The sequence below is a fragment of the Enterobacter sp. CFEC122 genome, assembly GCF_052983755.1.
On sequence record NZ_JBRIQR010000030.1, the window covers coordinates 14022 to 29987 of the forward strand.

Genomic DNA, 15966 nt, shown 5'->3' on the forward strand with positions numbered 1-15966 from the left:
TGACGACAGCAGGACACGGGATAATCACCTTATTAAGCTGTACCGAAACAGGAAGCTCGTATCAGATGACTGACTCCGCTATCACCAAAAAAAGTAAGCGTTCCATCTGGATCCCGCTGCTGGTGTTGATCACGCTCGCCGCCTGCGCTACCGCGGGCTATAGTTACTGGCGTATGCAGCAGGAACCTTCGACCGCTGCGGCCAAAGCCGAACCTGCACCACCGCCGGCGCCGGTATTTTTCCCTCTGGACACCTTCACCGTGAACCTCGGTGACGCGGATCGTGTGCTGTATGTCGGTATTACGCTGCGCCTGAAGGATGAAGCCACGCGCGCGCGTCTGAATGATTATCTTCCGGAGGTGCGTAGCCGCCTTCTGCTGCTGTTCTCTCGTCAGGACGCTTCGGCGCTGGCCACCGATGTGGGTAAGCAAAAGCTGGTCGACGCCATTAAACAAACGCTGGCGACCCCGCTGGTAAACGGCCAACCTAAGCAGGAAGTCACTGACGTTCTGTATACAGCCTTCATTCTGCGGTAACGACATGGGCGACAGTATTCTTTCTCAGGCAGAAATCGATGCGCTGCTCAACGGCGACAGCGATAAAAGTGATGATCCGCAACCGGGTATCGGCGGCGATAGCGATATTCGTCCCTATGACCCGAATACCCAGCGTCGCGTGGTACGTGAACGTCTGCAGGCGCTGGAGATCATTAACGAACGTTTTGCACGTCAGTTCCGTATGGGGCTGTTTAACCTGCTGCGTCGTAGCCCGGATATTACGGTCGGTGCGATCCGCATTCAGCCGTATCACGAGTTTGCCCGCAACCTGCCGGTGCCAACCAACCTTAACCTGATTCATCTGAAGCCGCTGCGCGGCACCGGTCTGGTGGTGTTTTCCCCAAGCCTGGTGTTCATCGCGGTGGATAACCTGTTCGGCGGCGACGGGCGTTTCCCGACCAAAGTAGAAGGTCGCGAATTCACCCACACCGAACAGCGCGTCATTAACCGCATGCTGAAGCTAGCGCTGGAGTCCTACAGCGACGCGTGGAAAGCGATTAACCCGCTGGAAGTGGAGTACGTCCGTTCTGAGATGCAGGTGAAATTTACCAATATCACCACCTCCCCGAACGATATCGTCGTGAATACGCCGTTCCACGTGGAGATCGGTAACCTGACCGGCGAGTTCAACATCTGCCTGCCGTTCAGCATGATCGAACCGCTGCGCGAGCTGCTGGTTAACCCGCCGCTGGAGAACTCGCGCAACGAAGACCAGAACTGGCGTGAAAACCTGGTCCGCCAGGTCCAGCATTCGCAGCTTGAGCTGGTGGCGAGCTTCGCCGATATCCCGCTGCGGTTATCTCAGATCCTGAAATTACAACCCGGTGATGTTTTGCCGATAGAAAAACCCGACCGCATTATTGCCCATGTGGATGGTGTCCCCGTGCTGACAAGCCAGTACGGCACGATTAACGGTCAGTATGCGTTACGCGTTGAGCACTTGATCAACCCGATTTTGAATTCGCTGAATGAGGAACAGCCCAAATGAGTGACATGAACAATCCGTCCGATGAAAACAGCGGAGCACTGGACGATCTGTGGGCTGACGCGTTAAACGAGCAAAAAGCGACCCCGGCCAAAAGCGCAGCGGATGCCGTATTCCAGCAGCTCGGCGGCGGTGACGTCAGCGGCACGCTGCAGGATATCGACCTGATTATGGATATCCCGGTTAAGCTGACCGTTGAGCTGGGACGCACCCGCATGACCATTAAAGAGCTGCTGCGCCTGACGCAGGGCTCCGTAGTAGCCCTTGACGGTCTGGCCGGCGAGCCGCTGGATATCCTGATCAACGGCTATCTGATTGCTCAGGGTGAAGTGGTGGTGGTGGCCGATAAATACGGCGTACGCATCACCGACATCATTACCCCGTCTGAACGTATGCGTCGTCTGAGCCGTTAAGCATGAAAACCCAGGCAACAGTATCGCAACCTTCTGCCGTTCCCGGCTCGCCTCTGCTCCAGGTGAGCGGGGCGTTGTTCGGTATTATTGCCTTTATTCTTATCGCCGCCTGGCTGGCGAAGCGCTTTGGCCTGGCGGGGAAAACCGCCGGTGCCCGCGGGCTGAAGGTCAGCGCCAGCACCACGCTGGGGCCGCGTGAACGCGTGGTCATCGTCGAGGTGGACGATGCGCGCCTGGTCCTGGGCGTCACGGCGTCAAACATCAGCGTGTTACATAAACTGCCGCCCGCCCCTGCTGTGGTGGACGAGCGTGCAGAGGCCCCTGCGGATTTCCAGTCCGTGATGAAGAGTTTGCTTAAGCGTTCCGGGAGATCCTGATGCGTCGTTTGTTATCCCTAACGCTTGCGGGCGTTGGACTGTTTGCTCCCGCGGTCTATGCGCAATTGCCCGGTCTGGTTTCTACCCCGCTCGCGGGCGGCGGCCAAAGCTGGTCGCTTCCGGTTCAGACGCTGGTGTTCATCACCTCGCTGACGTTTATTCCGGCCATCCTGCTGATGATGACCAGCTTCACCCGCATCATCATCGTTTTTGGTCTGCTGCGAAACGCGCTGGGCACCCCTTCCGCTCCGCCAAACCAGGTTCTGCTCGGGCTGGCGCTGTTTTTGACCTTTTTCATTATGTCGCCGGTGATCGATAAGATTTACACCGACGCCTACCAGCCGTTCAGCGAAGATAAAATCTCCATGCAGGAAGCGCTGGATAAAGGCGCGCAGCCGCTGCGGGAATTTATGCTGCGCCAGACGCGTGAAGCCGATCTGGCCCTCTTTGCCCGCCTGTCCAACACCGGCGAACTGCAGGGACCGGAAGCGGTACCCATGCGTATTCTGCTGCCCGCCTATGTGACCAGCGAGCTGAAAACCGCATTCCAGATTGGCTTTACCATCTTTATTCCGTTCCTGATTATCGACCTGGTGATCGCCAGCGTCCTGATGGCGCTCGGGATGATGATGGTGCCGCCCGCGACCATCGCCCTGCCCTTTAAGATCATGCTCTTTGTGCTGGTCGACGGCTGGCAGCTGCTGGTCAGCTCGCTGGCGCAGAGTTTCTACAGTTAAGGAACGGCAATGACACCCGAATCGGTCATGATGATGGGCACGGAGGCGATGAAAATCGCGATTGCCGTTGCCGCGCCGCTGCTGCTTGTCGCGCTGGTTACCGGTCTGATTATCAGTATTCTCCAGGCCGCCACGCAGATTAACGAAATGACGCTGTCATTCATCCCGAAAATCATCGCCGTGTTCGTGGCGATTATCGTGGCCGGGCCGTGGATGCTGAACCTGCTGCTGGACTATATGCGCAACCTGTTTACCAACCTGCCGTACATCATCGGCTGACCTGACGATGCTGCACTTCACCAGCGACCAGTGGGTTCAGTGGCTCGGCGTCTATTTCTGGCCGATGCTTCGCATCATGGCGCTGATCTCCACCGCCCCCATTCTCAGCGAGAAATCGATACCCAAGCGTGTCAAAGTGGGGCTGGGGATTATCATCTCCATTATCGTCGCACCGTCTCTCCCTCCCGTGAATATTCCGATCTTCTCGGCAAATGCGGTGTGGCTCGCCCTGCAGCAGGTGATGATTGGCGTTGCCGTCGGCTTTACCATGCAGCTCGCTTTTGCCGCCGTGCGTACCGCGGGGGAACTGATTGGCCTGCAGATGGGGTTATCGTTTGCCACGTTTGTCGATCCCGGCAGTCATCTCAACATGCCCGTGCTGGCGCGCATTATCGATCTGCTCGCCATGCTGCTGTTTCTGTCGTTCAACGGCCATCTGTGGCTTATCTCCATGCTGGTGGACACGTTCCATACGCTGCCGATTGGCGAAAATCCGGTGAACAGCAACGCTTTCCTGGCGCTCACTCGCGCCGCGGGGCTGATCTTCCTCAACGGGCTGATGCTGGCGCTGCCGATCATCACCCTGCTGCTGACCGTCAACCTGGCGTTAGGTTTACTCAACCGAATGGCACCGCAGCTTTCGGTGTTTGTCATTGGTTTTCCGCTGACGCTGACGGTCGGAATTTTATTAATGTCATTACTGATGCCCCTTATCGCTCCCTTCTGTGAACATTTATTCGGCGAGATATTCAACCTGTTAGCGGATATTGTCAGCGAACTGCCACGTAAATAATAGCCCGCACTGTTGTTACTGTCTTTCTGAGGATATTCCTAAAATAAAACGCGAAAAACATCTTCCAAGATATATCTGACGCGGTTTAATTGTTTCTAACCACCTCACAATACTTAATATTTACTTTACTTTAAGAAGATTCCTGGCAAATTATACGTAACTTTACGGGATAGTGAGTCCGCCTGAAAGTCTTTGTCATGCTCACAGGTTTATTATTTTTTTCCATCCCGTATGGCTGTTTTGAGCTCTCAGGCAGATGGTGAATTATCGTTACGCATTGAGTGAGGGTATGCCATGTCAACGATCATTATGGATTTATGCAGCTACACCCGGCTAGGGTTAACCGGGTACCTGGCAAGCAGAGGGGTAAGAAAGAGAGACATCAACGATGCACACACCGTTGACGAACTCGCAGCCGCTTGTGACGAACTAAAACCAGGCGTGGTGTTTATTAATGAGGACTGTTTCATTCACGATCCAGCCAACAGTCAGCACATTAAGCAAATCATTAATCAGCATCCAAAAACCCTGTTTATTGTTTTTATGGCCATCGCGAATATCCATTTCGATGAGTATTTGTTGGTCCGTAAAAATTTATTGATCAGTTCTAAATCGATTAAACCCGAGTCGCTGGATGACATTTTGGGTGATTATTTGAATAAAGAAGTTAAAAATGTAGGAGCGGTTAACTTACCCACCCTATCATTAAGCAGGACTGAATCAAGTATGCTGCGAATGTGGATGGCGGGACAAGGAACTATTCAGATCTCCGACCAGATGAATATTAAAGCGAAAACCGTTTCATCACACAAAGGAAATATTAAACGGAAAATTAAAACGCATAATAAGCAAGTGATCTACCACGTGGTACGCCTGACCGATAATGTGACGAACGGGATTTTCGTCAACATGCGTTAGTCGCTTAAGAAAAGACCCTGTGCACCCTACCTTTGATCTCTGGCCTGGCCAGAGATTTTTGCTTTTACAGCGGGTGTCGGGCACGCAATGTGCTACCCGACGCCGTGCTAGTCTGCTTTCTCTACAAAAATCCCGTCCGGATGCCCCAGTTCGTTAAAAAACCAAATGCCGAGCGGGTAGTCTTCCAGTGATACCAGGTACATTGTACCTTCGCTAAACTCTTCAATTGCCAGCACCACACCCGGGCGGCGCGGCCCACCGTCCGTTTTAACGGTTACCCGATCGTTGACCTTCATACATTCCTCCTCTGGTTTTGAGCCAGTGTAGAACAAAACGCAAAAACGCACATCGCCGCCCGGCGTGAATGGCGTTTTTATGCACAGGCTATACTTAACCCTGGACACGTTTGCAGGTTGAAAGAGGAGTCCCGCAATGAAGACCGATAAAGAGTACAGCGATACCATCAAGCGCGAAGTCGAGGTGGATGTCGATGCCCTGCTGGCCGCCATCAATGAGATCAGCGAGTCAGAAGTCCGCCGCTCGGACGACAATTCGGACCGCGTCATTGTCAACGGAAGGGATTATCACACCTATCGCGAGCTGGCCGAGGCCTTCGAGCTCGATATTCACGACTTTAGCGTGTCGGAAGCCAATCGTTAGGGCGAAAAAAATCCCGGTCATGGGGATGACCGGGATCAAAACTTGCTTATGCAAGAAGCACTTGAAAATTCGTTACACCAGGAAATCTGATGTACATGCCACACTATCCCCAACGAATTTGTCTGACAAGCATATATTCTTAGGATGAATATAATATTTTTAACATAATGCTTTTGGTTATGAGCAATAACATACGCCGAATGCGGGTTTGCCAGGGAATACTCTCATTTCTCCGGTTAACAATTCGGATATTTTTTAGGAATTTTCTTAGAGCGAAACGCATGCGTCACCGGGAGTCACTATGCCTTCACTGCGGGATACCTTGCTGATTTTTTCCGACCTGGATGGCTCGTTGCTGGATATTCATACCTATGACTGGCAACCCGCCATGCCCTGGCTGGACAGGCTGCAGGATAACCAGATTCCGATCATTCTCTGCAGCAGTAAAACCGCGGCAGAGATGCTGGATATTCAGCAGGATCTGGGGCTGGAAGGCCTGCCGTTTATTGCCGAGAACGGCGCGGTGATTCAGCCTGACGTGCGCTGGGACAATATCCAGCGTCAGATTAGAGGGATGACGCACCGGGATATTCGTCCGCGGATCGAGCAGATTCGCCTGCAGACGGGCTTTAAATTCACCACCTTTGACGATGTGGATGAGCACGTTATTAGCGAGTGGACCGGACTGACGCGCTACCGTTCGACGCTTGCCCGCAAGCACGAAGCCTCCGTCACGTTGATCTGGCGCGATACCGACGAGAACTTGCTTCAGTTTGAAGAGGAACTGGCGCACAGCGGCCTGCAATGCCTGCAGGGGGCGCGCTTCTGGCATATTCTGGACGCCCGCTGCGGTAAAGACGTGGCGGTTAACTGGCTGATTGAACGGTATCGCGAGCAGGAAGACATTGAACCCACCACGCTAGGGCTCGGCGACGGTCCCAACGATGCGCCGCTGCTCGACAGCATGGACTTCGCGGTGGTGATCAAGGGGATTAACCGCCAGGGCATCACGCTACGGGACGATAACCCCGCGCGGGTTTATCACACCCAACAGCCCGGGCCTGCGGGCTGGCAGGAGGGGCTGGATCATTTCCTGTCCTGATCCCGCCACACGACCCGGTTACGCCCGCTCTGCTTGGCCTGATACAGCCGGGCGTCCGCCACGGACTGCAGCTGTTCAAAATCGTAATTGCCCGTTTCATCCGCGCTGCTGACGCCCAGTGACGCGCTGATGCGCAGGGTTGTGCTCTTCTTCACCAGGATCTCCTTACTGTTGATTCGGCAACGAATGCGTTCGGCGACGCCTCTCGCCTCCTCCAGACCAAGACCGGGAAGGACAACACAAAACTCTTCGCCACCGACGCGTCCGGCCACGTCATTCTTGCGTAACGCGCTGGCAATCACGCCTGCCGTATGGGAAAGCACCTTATCACCGGCCTGATGGCCAAAACGGTCGTTGATGTTTTTAAAATAGTCGAGATCGATCTGAATCACCGAGAACGGCAGCGACTGCTGACGACAGGTTTCCGCCAGCAATTTTGCGCGGTCGAACAGCGCGCCGCGATTATTCAATCGGGTCAGCGGATCGTGCCAGGCCTGCCACTGGAGCGAGTGCTGAAGCGTATACATGTTACTCACCATCCGACGGATCACCAGCCACGAGATCAACAGCATGGCGGTAAAGAGCGCCCACAGCAGCGCCAGCACAATGCTGATACTGCCGAAGTCGTCCTGCACCCCTTCGTGCAGGGTGTGGATCCGCAGGACGACGCCATCGAAATGATCGAGCCGCTCCCAGGTGATAAACCGGCTCCCGAGGCGGATACCGCCGCCGGTATCATGTTCAATCGCCTGGGCAATCTGCGCCGTTTCGCGTTCGTCAAACTGGTTAACCGGACTTCCCGCGTGGGCTGAGGTAGCAATCATATTAAGCCGGGTATCGTACAGCTGATACTCCCCCTCCGTCCGGTCTTCCGTCGCGTCGGTCAGCAGACGCTGCATCGTGTCTAAGGTAAAGTCCATCGCCACGACGCCATACCAGTAGTGATCGAAATAGATGGGGACGCTGGCGGTGATCGTGCGTTCATCCCCGGTCCAGGATGAAGGGGTAGAGATAAACCAGCGCACGGCGCGCGCGCGATTGTTACGCTCTGACTGCTGGGTAAACCAGGACTGCGTGACCAGATTATAATAGCGGGCGGTAATATCACCCGCCCGATCCGGCGTATCCGTGGAAAGGAAAAATCCGGCGCGGGAGACGTAGATCACCCGCGCTTCCGTTTGCGCTCTCGATGACGCCAGCCTGAGCAGATACCCCACTTCGAGCGCGGCAGAAATTTCATGACTGATGCGCTCAGCGTCCCGGTTCAGAAGCGTGGTTTTATCCACGAACGCATCCGAGACCCCGTTGATGGGAAGGGTGCGCTTTTTATCAACGGCGAGCTGCCAGGTGGGGAGCATGCGGACGGTGTTAAAGCGTGACACCGCGTCCTGTAGGACATCAAAGGCCAGCGGCGTCTCGATTGCATCATGCATGCCCTGGCGGAATAACAGCATCCTGTCGACGCTGTTCTGTAACTGCCTGTCCAGCGAACTGGCCACCGTATCCAGATGGTTGCGCTGGCTGGAGATGTACGCCTCTTCCAGCACCACCACCTCACGCCAGGTCAGGAGCGTGGAAAACACCAGAACGATCAGAAAACAGAGATTACAATCCGCCCCGGATTGCTACGCTTATGCAGCCATTGCAAAAAAGTTTGTCTTACAACAAAGGTATCGCGCTGCACACACACTCCCTGATTACTGCTCTATACCCGAAACCTGAGATAAAAACGCCCGGCAAAGCCGGGCGTTATGTGATTAAGCCTTGTCCCGTTTGTGCTGCCCGTCCCCCGGCTGAAGCTCATCTTCACGGAATGCTTCCCGCTTGATGCTATAGCCATCGTGCCACCGGCATTCCACCATTCCGCTGGAATACCCGGTGACGATCATACGTGGGCCGCCCTTTTTAGGCTTAACTTCATCACTGACCAAAAAGACCATACCTGCCTCCTGTATCAGGGTGAAACTGTTTCAATTTAGACGAGGAATGGTCTTTTTGCATCCTGCCGACGGTAACAATTAGTGCGACGTGCCGCGAATTTTCTCAACCAGCTTCACCGCCGCAACGACGATAGCGCCAATGATAAAGCCCAGCACCAGGTTCAGCAGCGTAGGCAGAATCGCCGCGATAACGGCCCCCTGCGTGGAGGAGAAATGTTCGATGGCATGGTGCAGCGGCGCAATGCCGTGAACCACAATTCCGCCGCCTACGAGGAACATCGCCAGCGTGCCCACCACCGATAAGCTCTTCATCAGCCAGGGCGCCAGCACCAGCAGGCTTTTGCCGATGCCTCTTGCCACCGCGCTCGACTTTTCTTCCAGCCAGTAGCCAATATCGTCCAGCTTGACGATCAGTCCCACCAGACCGTACACGCCCACGGTGACCAGAATCGCGATGCCGGAGAGGATCAGGACCTGATTCAGGAGCGGCGCGTCAGAGACAATGCCCAGCGTAATCGCGACGATTTCCGCAGACAGGATAAAGTCGGTCCGAATAGCGCCTTTGACCTTATCACGCTCGAAGGTTTTCGGATCCTGCGCGGCCAGCGCTTCAAGACGCTGCTGGCGTACCTCCGGCGTATCGCTCTGCTTGCGCGCGCTAAAGGAGTGGAGCACCTTCTCCACGCCCTCGAAGCAGAGAAATGCCCCACCGATCATCAGTAACGGCGTGATGGCCCAGGGGATAAAGGCGCTGATCAGCAGCGCCAGCGGCACCAGGATCACCTTATTCAGGAAAGAACCTTTCGCCACGCCCCACACCACCGGCAGTTCACGGTTTGCCCTCACCCCACTCACCTGCTGCGCGTTAAGCGATAAATCATCGCCCAGCACGCCTGCGGTTTTCTTCGCCGCCAGTTTCCCCATCACTGAAATGTCGTCCAGTAGGGTGGCTATATCATCCAGCAATGTTAATAAGCTACTTCCTGCCAAAATCTTAATCCTTCATTTTTTGGTAATTAAGTGAATAGTATGGAGCAAAAGCGCAAACCCGGAAACAGGCACCTTACGTCAACAAAAAATTCACATCAGCTACACAATTAAAGGGCTCGCCAGCGCGATAGTTTTCGCGTTTACTATCAGCGACCTTTTTATTTCGACGTGAGGGATTATGCGTTTCCGGCAATTGCTACCGCTCATCGGGGCACTCTTTTCGCTGTACATCATCTGGGGCTCAACCTACTTTGTCATTCGCATCGGCGTGGAAAGCTGGCCGCCGCTGATGATGGCGGGCATCCGCTTCCTTTCGGCGGGTATCCTGCTGCTGGCCTTCCTGATGCTGCGCGGGCATAAGCTTCCCCCGCTGCGCCCGATGCTGAATGCCGCCCTGATCGGCCTGCTGCTGCTGGCAGTGGGGAACGGGTTTGTGACGATTGCCGAGCACCAGAACGTCCCGTCCGGGATCGCCGCCGTGGTCGTTGCCACCGTACCGCTGTTTACCCTCTGCTTCAGCCGTCTTTTCGGCATCCGCACCCGCAAGCTGGAATGGCTGGGGATTGGGATTGGGCTGGCCGGCATTGTTCTGCTCAACAGCGGCGGCAACCTGAGCGGGAATCCGTGGGGCGCGGTGATTATCCTGATCGGCTCGATGAGCTGGGCGTTGGGTTCCGTCTACGGGTCACGTATCGAACTGCCGACCGGCATGATGGCCGGTGCGATTGAGATGCTCGCCGCGGGGATTGTCCTGCTGCTGGTCTCGGCGCTGACGGGAGAAAAGCTGACCGCGCTGCCGGACCTGTCGGGCTTTCTCGCGGTAGGCTACCTGGCGCTGTTTGGCTCTATCATCGCCATTAACGCCTATATGTTCCTGATCCGCAACGTCTCTCCGGCTGTCGCCACCAGCTACGCCTACGTCAACCCGGTCGTGGCCGTGCTGCTCGGAACGGGACTGGGGGGAGAAACGCTCTCGCCTGTGGAATGGATTGCTCTTGGGATCATCGTGTTTGCCGTCGTGCTGGTCACGCTGGGCAAATATCTGCTGCCGGCAAAACCGGTGGTCACGCCTTGCGAGGTGGAGAAACCGTAAGCAGGTGAATACCCTGCGTGTCGATCTGCGCGGTCTGACCGCCGCCGCAGATCCACTCTTCCAGCCGTTCGCGCAGATCGGTATCGTTCAGCTTTAGTCTGCCTCTCAGCGCACACTCCCAGACGATCAGCACCCGCCAGCCCTGCGCAATAAGCATTGAAAGATCCCGTTTGTCACGCTCGACGTTCTTGCCAATCTTATCCAGCCAGAAATCGGTGCGCGTCGCGGGGACTTTAAACAGGTAGCAGTCGTGATGGTGCCAGAAGCAGCCGTGGGTAAAGATGATGCACTGCCAGGCGTCGAGGACGAAATCGGGACGCCCCGCCAGGGCGGGATCCTGCACGCGAAAGTCAAACCCTGCCTGCGTCAGCAGCGCGGCCAGGCGCTTTTCAATGGCGGTGTCACGCGTGCCGATGGCACGCATGTTTTTACTGCGCGTGGCCTTATCGTGAACGTCCGTCATTGACGGCCTCACTCTGGCGTAGCGCCACCGCCTGTCTGATGCGCGGAGCCAGCAGTTTTGCGACAGCCGCAAACGCGGGAACGACGACCGAGTTACCAAACTGGCGGTACGCCTGGGTGTCTGAAACCGGAATGCGGAAACCGTAGCCTTGCGGCGTTTCAAAGCCCATCAACCGGGCGCATTCCCGCGGCGTTAAGCGCCGTGGGCGATGACGCTGGTTGTGCGGATCGTCGAAATCTTTTTCACCCAGCGCTTTGTCCCAGCCTCTGTCGATCAGGATTTCCGCGCCGTCTTTATAGTAGCGAGCAGACAGCGTGCGGGTGACGCTGTGCGGATCGTTCGGGTTGACCATCCCAAAACCGAAGCCGTTGCCTTTCGCCTGATGCTTCTTGGCATAGCGGTAAAGGTATTTCCACAGCACCGGGGTCAGGATAAATTTCGCGTCGACGACCGGTTCCAGCAGGTCGGCCACGGTAGGACGGCGCTCGGGATACAGAGAAGGAATATCCCGCAGGGTGAAATCCCCCTTCAGATTGAGATCGCGGCGGAAACCCACCAGCACGATACGTTCGCGATGCTGGGGCAGGAAATGTTTCCCATCAATGATTTTAGGATCGTCCGCGCCCATGTCCTCTGAATCGGCCACGTCATAACCCAGCTCATCCAGCGTTTGCATGATAATGCGGAAGGTTTTCCCGCCGTCGTGGCTTTTTAAGTTTTTGACGTTTTCCAGTACAAAAATGGCTGGACGACGGGCGTCAATAATGCGCGCCACGTCAAAAAACAGCGTTCCCTGCGTATCGCAGGCGAAACCGTGGGCGCGTCCGAGGGCATTCTTCTTGGAGACGCCGGCCAGCGAAAAAGGCTGGCACGGGAAGCCGGCCAGCAGCACGTCATGCGCGGGGATCGTCTGACGAATATGCTCGGCGGCCTCCTCATCGCTCACGCCGCTTTTATGGCTCAGGGTGACATCGCGAATATCGGCGTTGAAATGATGCTCGTGCGGGTCGCAGTACCAGTTGGCCTTATAGGTCCGCACGGCGTGCTTGTTCCACTCGCTGGTAAATACGCACTGTCCGCCGATAGCTTCAAAACCGTGCCGAATACCACCGATACCGGCAAACAGATCGATAAACCGGAAGGCATAGTTCGGGTGCGCGGCAGAAGGTCGCGGAAGCAGGTTTTGCAGATAACGAAACTCGCCTTCACTCAGGCGACGCCCTGCTCGCTCGCTGGTCAGCAGACGTTTAAGGATCGCCGGGCTCCAGTGGCTTTCGCCGTGCGCCACCAGCAGACTGGCCAGCGTTTTAGCATCATAGATATCCAACAGCTGGCGCAGTAAGGCCTGCACCGTTGCCGTTGATTTCTCAGCCTGCGCGGGCGCGGGCTCTTTCACTGCTCGATTTTCCTGCATTCTTTTAACCGGAGAGTAAAGACTGGGAACAGATTACCACAGTTCAGTTGCGCAAACTGCGACGGAAGCGGCTCAGCACCTGGCTATCCAGCCCGAGGCAGTCGCCGTGTAATTCGGCGCTGAGTTTCGCCATAAACTGGATCAGGAAATCGGCATTGTGACGTGCCAGTTCGCGGCCCATTTCCGTCTGCATTGTATCAGGCAAACGCAGCAGCTTGGTCTGAAAATGGTCGAGGGCAAATGCCCTATCGTCGAGGGATCGCGCATCGGCAAAGGGATCGTCCGCGTCAAATAGCGGCACGCCCAGCGCGCCCGAGACGGCAAAAACGCGCGCCAGGCCGATAGCACCTAACGCTTCCAGCCGGTCAGCGTCCTGCACTATTTTGGCTTCCATACTCTGCGGCGCGATTTCGGCGCTAAAGCTGTGCGCCTCAATCGCGTGCGCGACGGCGGCAATATGCTCTGGCGGAAAGTCCGGAAAGTCGCGGCGCAGAATGTCGCTCGTCTTACGCGCGGCGAGCCTTGACGACTGACTGCGTTCGGGATGATTTTTCGGCAGGCTGACAATATCGTGAAAATAGCATGCGGCCAGAATCACCCGCGGCTCGACCGTGTGGTGAACCATGATTTTTTGCGCCGTCATCCAGACCCGTCGAAAATGCGAAATATCATGTGCGGTATCGTCGTTCTGATGATTTTCCTTGAGCCAGCGCTCAAAGCCATGCTGCCACCGGGCCAGTTCCATCGTCATGTCCTGTTGTTAAAAAGAGGATGAATTATAACATAGCCAAATTAAATAAATTAAAAAATAGAAATGCGAAATATTTAATAATAATTACACCTTATAAATTCAATTAATTAATTCACTGGAAAAATAAAGAGATTTATAGAAATAATTTGAAATATTACATCGAATTTTATTACATTTATTTTTGAAACTAAATCACATCTCCTGGAATAGTATCAACCCTGTAATTACGGAGGGTAATTACATATATTCATATAAATTATCTTTAAAGGGAATATATAATGAAAAGAAAAGTTCTGGCAATTCTTGTACCCGCGTTATTAATGGCAGGCGCAGCAAATGCGGCTGAAATGTACAACAAAGACGGCAACAAAGTTGACCTGTACGGCAAGGTCGACGCGCGTCATACCTTCTCTGACAGCCCTGGCGACGACGGCGATGAAACCTATGTACAGATTGGTTTCAAAGGCGAAACCCAGATCACTAACGACCTGACCGGTTACGGCCAGTGGGAATATAAAACCTACGCTAACGATACCGAAGGCGCGGGTGATAAATCCTTTAACCGTCTGGCATACGCTGGCCTGAAATTTGGCGAATACGGTTCATTTGATTATGGCCGTAATTACGGCGTCGTGTACGACGTTGAAGCGTGGACCGATATGCTGCCTGTATTTGGCGGTGATTCCTACACCTGGACTGATAACTTTATGACTGGCCGTGCTAACGGTCTGGCTACCTACCGTAATAGTGATTTCTTCGGTCTGGTTGAGGGTCTGAATATCGCGCTGCAGTATCAGGGCGCAAATGAAGATCAGTTTGCTCAAGAAGACCAGGAAGGCACGAAAAATGGTCATAAAGATGTACGCTTCCAGAACGGTGACGGCTTCGGTATGTCTACCTCCTATGACTTCTCTGGCGATCTCTCCGGTCTGAGCCTGGGGGCGGCGTATTCCTCTTCTGACCGTACTAACAAACAGGAAGCGGCAGGCCAATACAGCGCGCATTATGCGAGCGGTAAAACAGCTGAAGCGTGGACTCTCGGCGCGAAATACGACGCCAATAACGTCTATCTGGCGATGATGTACGCTGAAACCCGCAACATGACGCCTTATGGTGATTATGGTATCGCGGATCAGACTCAGAACTTCGAAGCGGTTGCACAGTACCAGTTCGACTTCGGCCTGCGTCCATCCCTTGCATGGGTTTACTCTAAGGGCAAGGACATGACCTATCCAGGCAACGCCAGTAACCCTCAGGGTCAGCATGGAGACATGGACCTGGTTAACTACATCGACCTGGGTATGACCTACAGCTTCAATAAGAACTTCTCTACCTATGTTGACTACAAAATCAACATGCTGGACAACGATGAAAGCTTCTACGAAGCCAACGGTATTTCCACCGACGACATCGTTGGTGTGGGCATGACCTACCAGTTCTAACCTCTAAAATATCAAAGGCCGCATCTGCGGCCTTTTTTATTTCTTAACGGTACGTATTACGGCGCTTCCTGCAGCGCCACGCGGATAAACCCGTTATTCTGCACCAGCAGCTCATGAGCTTTCCACGCATCCAGCCCTGTCAGCACCATCAATACCGCTGTTTTACAGTGATGGTTACAGCTCTCCAGCGCCGCTTTTGCCTCCGCCCGGGAGCATCCCCCCGCTTCCATTACAATGGCGATTTGACGTTCGGCCCATTTGGTGTTGCTTGCCTCAAGATCCACCCGCAGGTTGCTGTATACGCGCCCGGTTCGAACGGCCAGCCCGGTAGCGATCATCGAGAGGATCATTTTTTGCGCGATCCCCGCTTTGGTGTTGAGATAGCCGGCCACCACATCGGCACCCAGTTCGGGGGCTATAACCATACTTGCCAGCTGCGCGGCTTCACTTTGCGCATCACCGGTAAGCACGGCGACCGGCGAACCCAGCGACCATGCATGCCGGATCGCTCCCCAGACCCACGGCGTTTTTCCGCTGACGGTCACGGCCAGCATCATATCGTGTTCACCAAATTTAATGGCCTGCAGGTCGGAAACGCCGCGCTCGTAGCTCCCTTCCCCCTCTTGTGCCGTTACGGCCATCACAGGGGTTTTGCCGGGCGCATAGTCATCGGCAACCTGTTGCGCGACACGACCAGACGGCCCCGCCCCGACAATGACCAGGCGACCACCGTGATTGAGGGTCGCGGCAGCGTTATCCACCGCACGGGCAATCGTCTGTAAACAAGGGGTGATAGCAGCAGAAATGAGTGCATCATCCTGGTGAATGACTTTCAGCATGTCCAGCGTGGACAATCTATCGATATTCATCGTGCTGGCGTGCCGTCTTTCCTTGACCGAACCGGTAAGCATAATGCTCATAAACAGCCTCCTTATTATGAGTACCCACACACTATAAAGTGTTTTATATAGATGACCTGCGAGGAGGGTCACGAAAAGAGGACCAAATCCACGCTTTTACATGGCTTTAAGAAAAGTGCGTCATCAGCGATA

The 15966-nt window shown here is 54.8% G+C and carries 18 protein-coding genes and 2 pseudogenes; 12 read left to right on the forward strand and 8 right to left on the reverse strand.

What is annotated here, in order from left to right:
- Positions 1-65: 65 nt before the first annotated feature.
- The 8 genes and pseudogenes from fliL to rcsA all read left to right on the forward strand — a co-directional run bounded on the left by fliL (position 66) and on the right by rcsA (position 5059).
- Complete coding sequence (gene fliL / locus ACVCAM_RS18785; RefSeq protein ID WP_021241388.1) at positions 66-536, forward strand: flagellar basal body-associated protein FliL; 471 nt, start codon at positions 66-68, stop codon at positions 534-536.
- A gap of 4 nt (positions 537-540) precedes the next feature.
- On the forward strand, positions 541-1545 hold the full coding sequence (gene fliM, locus ACVCAM_RS18790) for a flagellar motor switch protein FliM (protein ID WP_008500320.1): 1005 nt from the start codon (positions 541-543) through the stop codon (positions 1543-1545).
- Positions 1542-1955, forward strand: a complete 414-nt coding sequence (gene fliN, locus ACVCAM_RS18795) for a flagellar motor switch protein FliN (RefSeq protein WP_008500318.1) — start codon at positions 1542-1544, stop codon at positions 1953-1955. Before fliM ends, fliN begins: the two co-directional genes overlap by 4 nt.
- Positions 1956-1957: 2 nt before the next feature.
- Positions 1958-2332: a flagellar biosynthetic protein FliO gene (gene fliO, locus ACVCAM_RS18800; RefSeq protein ID WP_021241389.1), complete on the forward strand. Its 375-nt coding sequence runs from the start codon at positions 1958-1960 to the stop codon at positions 2330-2332.
- Positions 2332-3069, forward strand: coding sequence for a flagellar type III secretion system pore protein FliP (fliP, locus tag ACVCAM_RS18805; protein ID WP_008500316.1), 738 nt, complete (start codon positions 2332-2334; stop codon positions 3067-3069). The genes fliO and fliP overlap by 1 nt, the downstream gene beginning before the upstream one ends.
- A gap of 9 nt (positions 3070-3078) precedes the next feature.
- A complete protein-coding gene (gene fliQ / locus ACVCAM_RS18810) occupies positions 3079-3348 on the forward strand; it encodes a flagellar biosynthesis protein FliQ (RefSeq protein ID WP_008500315.1) in 270 nt (89 codons plus the stop codon).
- Positions 3349-3355: 7 nt separating this feature from the next.
- A pseudogene (gene fliR, locus ACVCAM_RS18815) lies at positions 3356-4148 on the forward strand (flagellar biosynthetic protein FliR); the annotation flags it as partial.
- A gap of 287 nt (positions 4149-4435) precedes the next feature.
- Entirely contained in the window at positions 4436-5059 is a 624-nt protein-coding gene (gene rcsA, locus ACVCAM_RS18820) for a transcriptional regulator RcsA (protein ID WP_008500313.1), read from the forward strand.
- A gap of 107 nt (positions 5060-5166) precedes the next feature.
- Here rcsA and dsrB read toward each other — a convergent pair whose 3' ends face one another.
- Complete coding sequence (dsrB, locus tag ACVCAM_RS18825) at positions 5167-5355, reverse strand: protein DsrB (RefSeq protein WP_008500312.1); 189 nt, start codon at positions 5353-5355, stop codon at positions 5167-5169.
- Positions 5356-5491: 136 nt separating this feature from the next.
- Here dsrB and yodD point away from each other — a divergent pair, with 136 nt between their 5' ends.
- Positions 5492-5719 carry a YodD family peroxide/acid resistance protein gene (gene yodD / locus ACVCAM_RS18830; protein ID WP_008500310.1) on the forward strand — a complete coding sequence of 76 codons (228 nt, stop codon included), beginning with the start codon at positions 5492-5494 and terminating at the stop codon, positions 5717-5719.
- A 301-nt stretch (positions 5720-6020) separates the two neighbouring features.
- Positions 6021-6821 carry a mannosyl-3-phosphoglycerate phosphatase-related protein gene (locus ACVCAM_RS18835; protein WP_032652560.1) on the forward strand — a complete coding sequence of 267 codons (801 nt, stop codon included), beginning with the start codon at positions 6021-6023 and terminating at the stop codon, positions 6819-6821.
- Here ACVCAM_RS18835 and dgcQ read toward each other — a convergent pair.
- The 3 genes and pseudogenes from dgcQ to ACVCAM_RS18850 all read right to left on the reverse strand — a co-directional run bounded on the left by dgcQ (position 6806) and on the right by ACVCAM_RS18850 (position 9751).
- Positions 6806-8505 (reverse strand): annotated as a pseudogene (dgcQ, locus tag ACVCAM_RS18840) (cellulose biosynthesis regulator diguanylate cyclase DgcQ). The gene ACVCAM_RS18835 and the pseudogene dgcQ sit on opposite strands and share 16 nt — an antisense overlap.
- 73 nt (positions 8506-8578) lie before the next feature.
- Positions 8579-8761, reverse strand: coding sequence for a YodC family protein (locus ACVCAM_RS18845; RefSeq protein ID WP_008500307.1), 183 nt, complete (start codon positions 8759-8761; stop codon positions 8579-8581).
- 78 nt (positions 8762-8839) lie between these two features.
- Entirely contained in the window at positions 8840-9751 is a 912-nt protein-coding gene (locus ACVCAM_RS18850; RefSeq protein ID WP_008500306.1) for a DUF808 domain-containing protein, read from the reverse strand.
- A gap of 178 nt (positions 9752-9929) precedes the next feature.
- On the opposite strand from ACVCAM_RS18850, the gene yedA reads away from it, so the two are divergent.
- Positions 9930-10844 (forward strand): drug/metabolite exporter YedA, encoded by a 915-nt coding sequence (gene yedA, locus ACVCAM_RS18855; protein WP_025913347.1) that lies wholly within the window; start codon positions 9930-9932, stop codon positions 10842-10844.
- Here yedA and ACVCAM_RS18860 read toward each other — a convergent pair.
- The 3 genes from ACVCAM_RS18860 to ACVCAM_RS18870 form a co-directional block, all read right to left on the reverse strand.
- Entirely contained in the window at positions 10816-11307 is a 492-nt protein-coding gene (locus tag ACVCAM_RS18860) for a very short patch repair endonuclease (protein ID WP_025913345.1), read from the reverse strand. The two genes, yedA and ACVCAM_RS18860, sit on opposite strands and share 29 nt — an antisense overlap.
- Positions 11288-12703, reverse strand: coding sequence for a DNA cytosine methyltransferase (locus ACVCAM_RS18865; protein ID WP_025913344.1), 1416 nt, complete (start codon positions 12701-12703; stop codon positions 11288-11290). The genes ACVCAM_RS18860 and ACVCAM_RS18865 overlap by 20 nt, the downstream gene beginning before the upstream one ends.
- A gap of 61 nt (positions 12704-12764) precedes the next feature.
- Positions 12765-13466, reverse strand: a complete 702-nt coding sequence (locus ACVCAM_RS18870) for a phosphohydrolase (RefSeq protein ID WP_025913343.1) — start codon at positions 13464-13466, stop codon at positions 12765-12767.
- 284 nt (positions 13467-13750) lie between these two features.
- Here ACVCAM_RS18870 and ompC point away from each other — a divergent pair, with 284 nt between their 5' ends.
- Positions 13751-14914, forward strand: a complete 1164-nt coding sequence (gene ompC, locus ACVCAM_RS18875) for a porin OmpC (RefSeq protein ID WP_025913341.1) — start codon at positions 13751-13753, stop codon at positions 14912-14914.
- Positions 14915-14970: 56 nt separating this feature from the next.
- On the opposite strand, the gene ACVCAM_RS18880 is transcribed toward ompC, so the two are convergent.
- Positions 14971-15834 carry an N-acetylmuramic acid 6-phosphate etherase gene (locus tag ACVCAM_RS18880; RefSeq protein WP_348581469.1) on the reverse strand — a complete coding sequence of 288 codons (864 nt, stop codon included), beginning with the start codon at positions 15832-15834 and terminating at the stop codon, positions 14971-14973.
- Positions 15835-15966 lie beyond the last annotated feature (132 nt).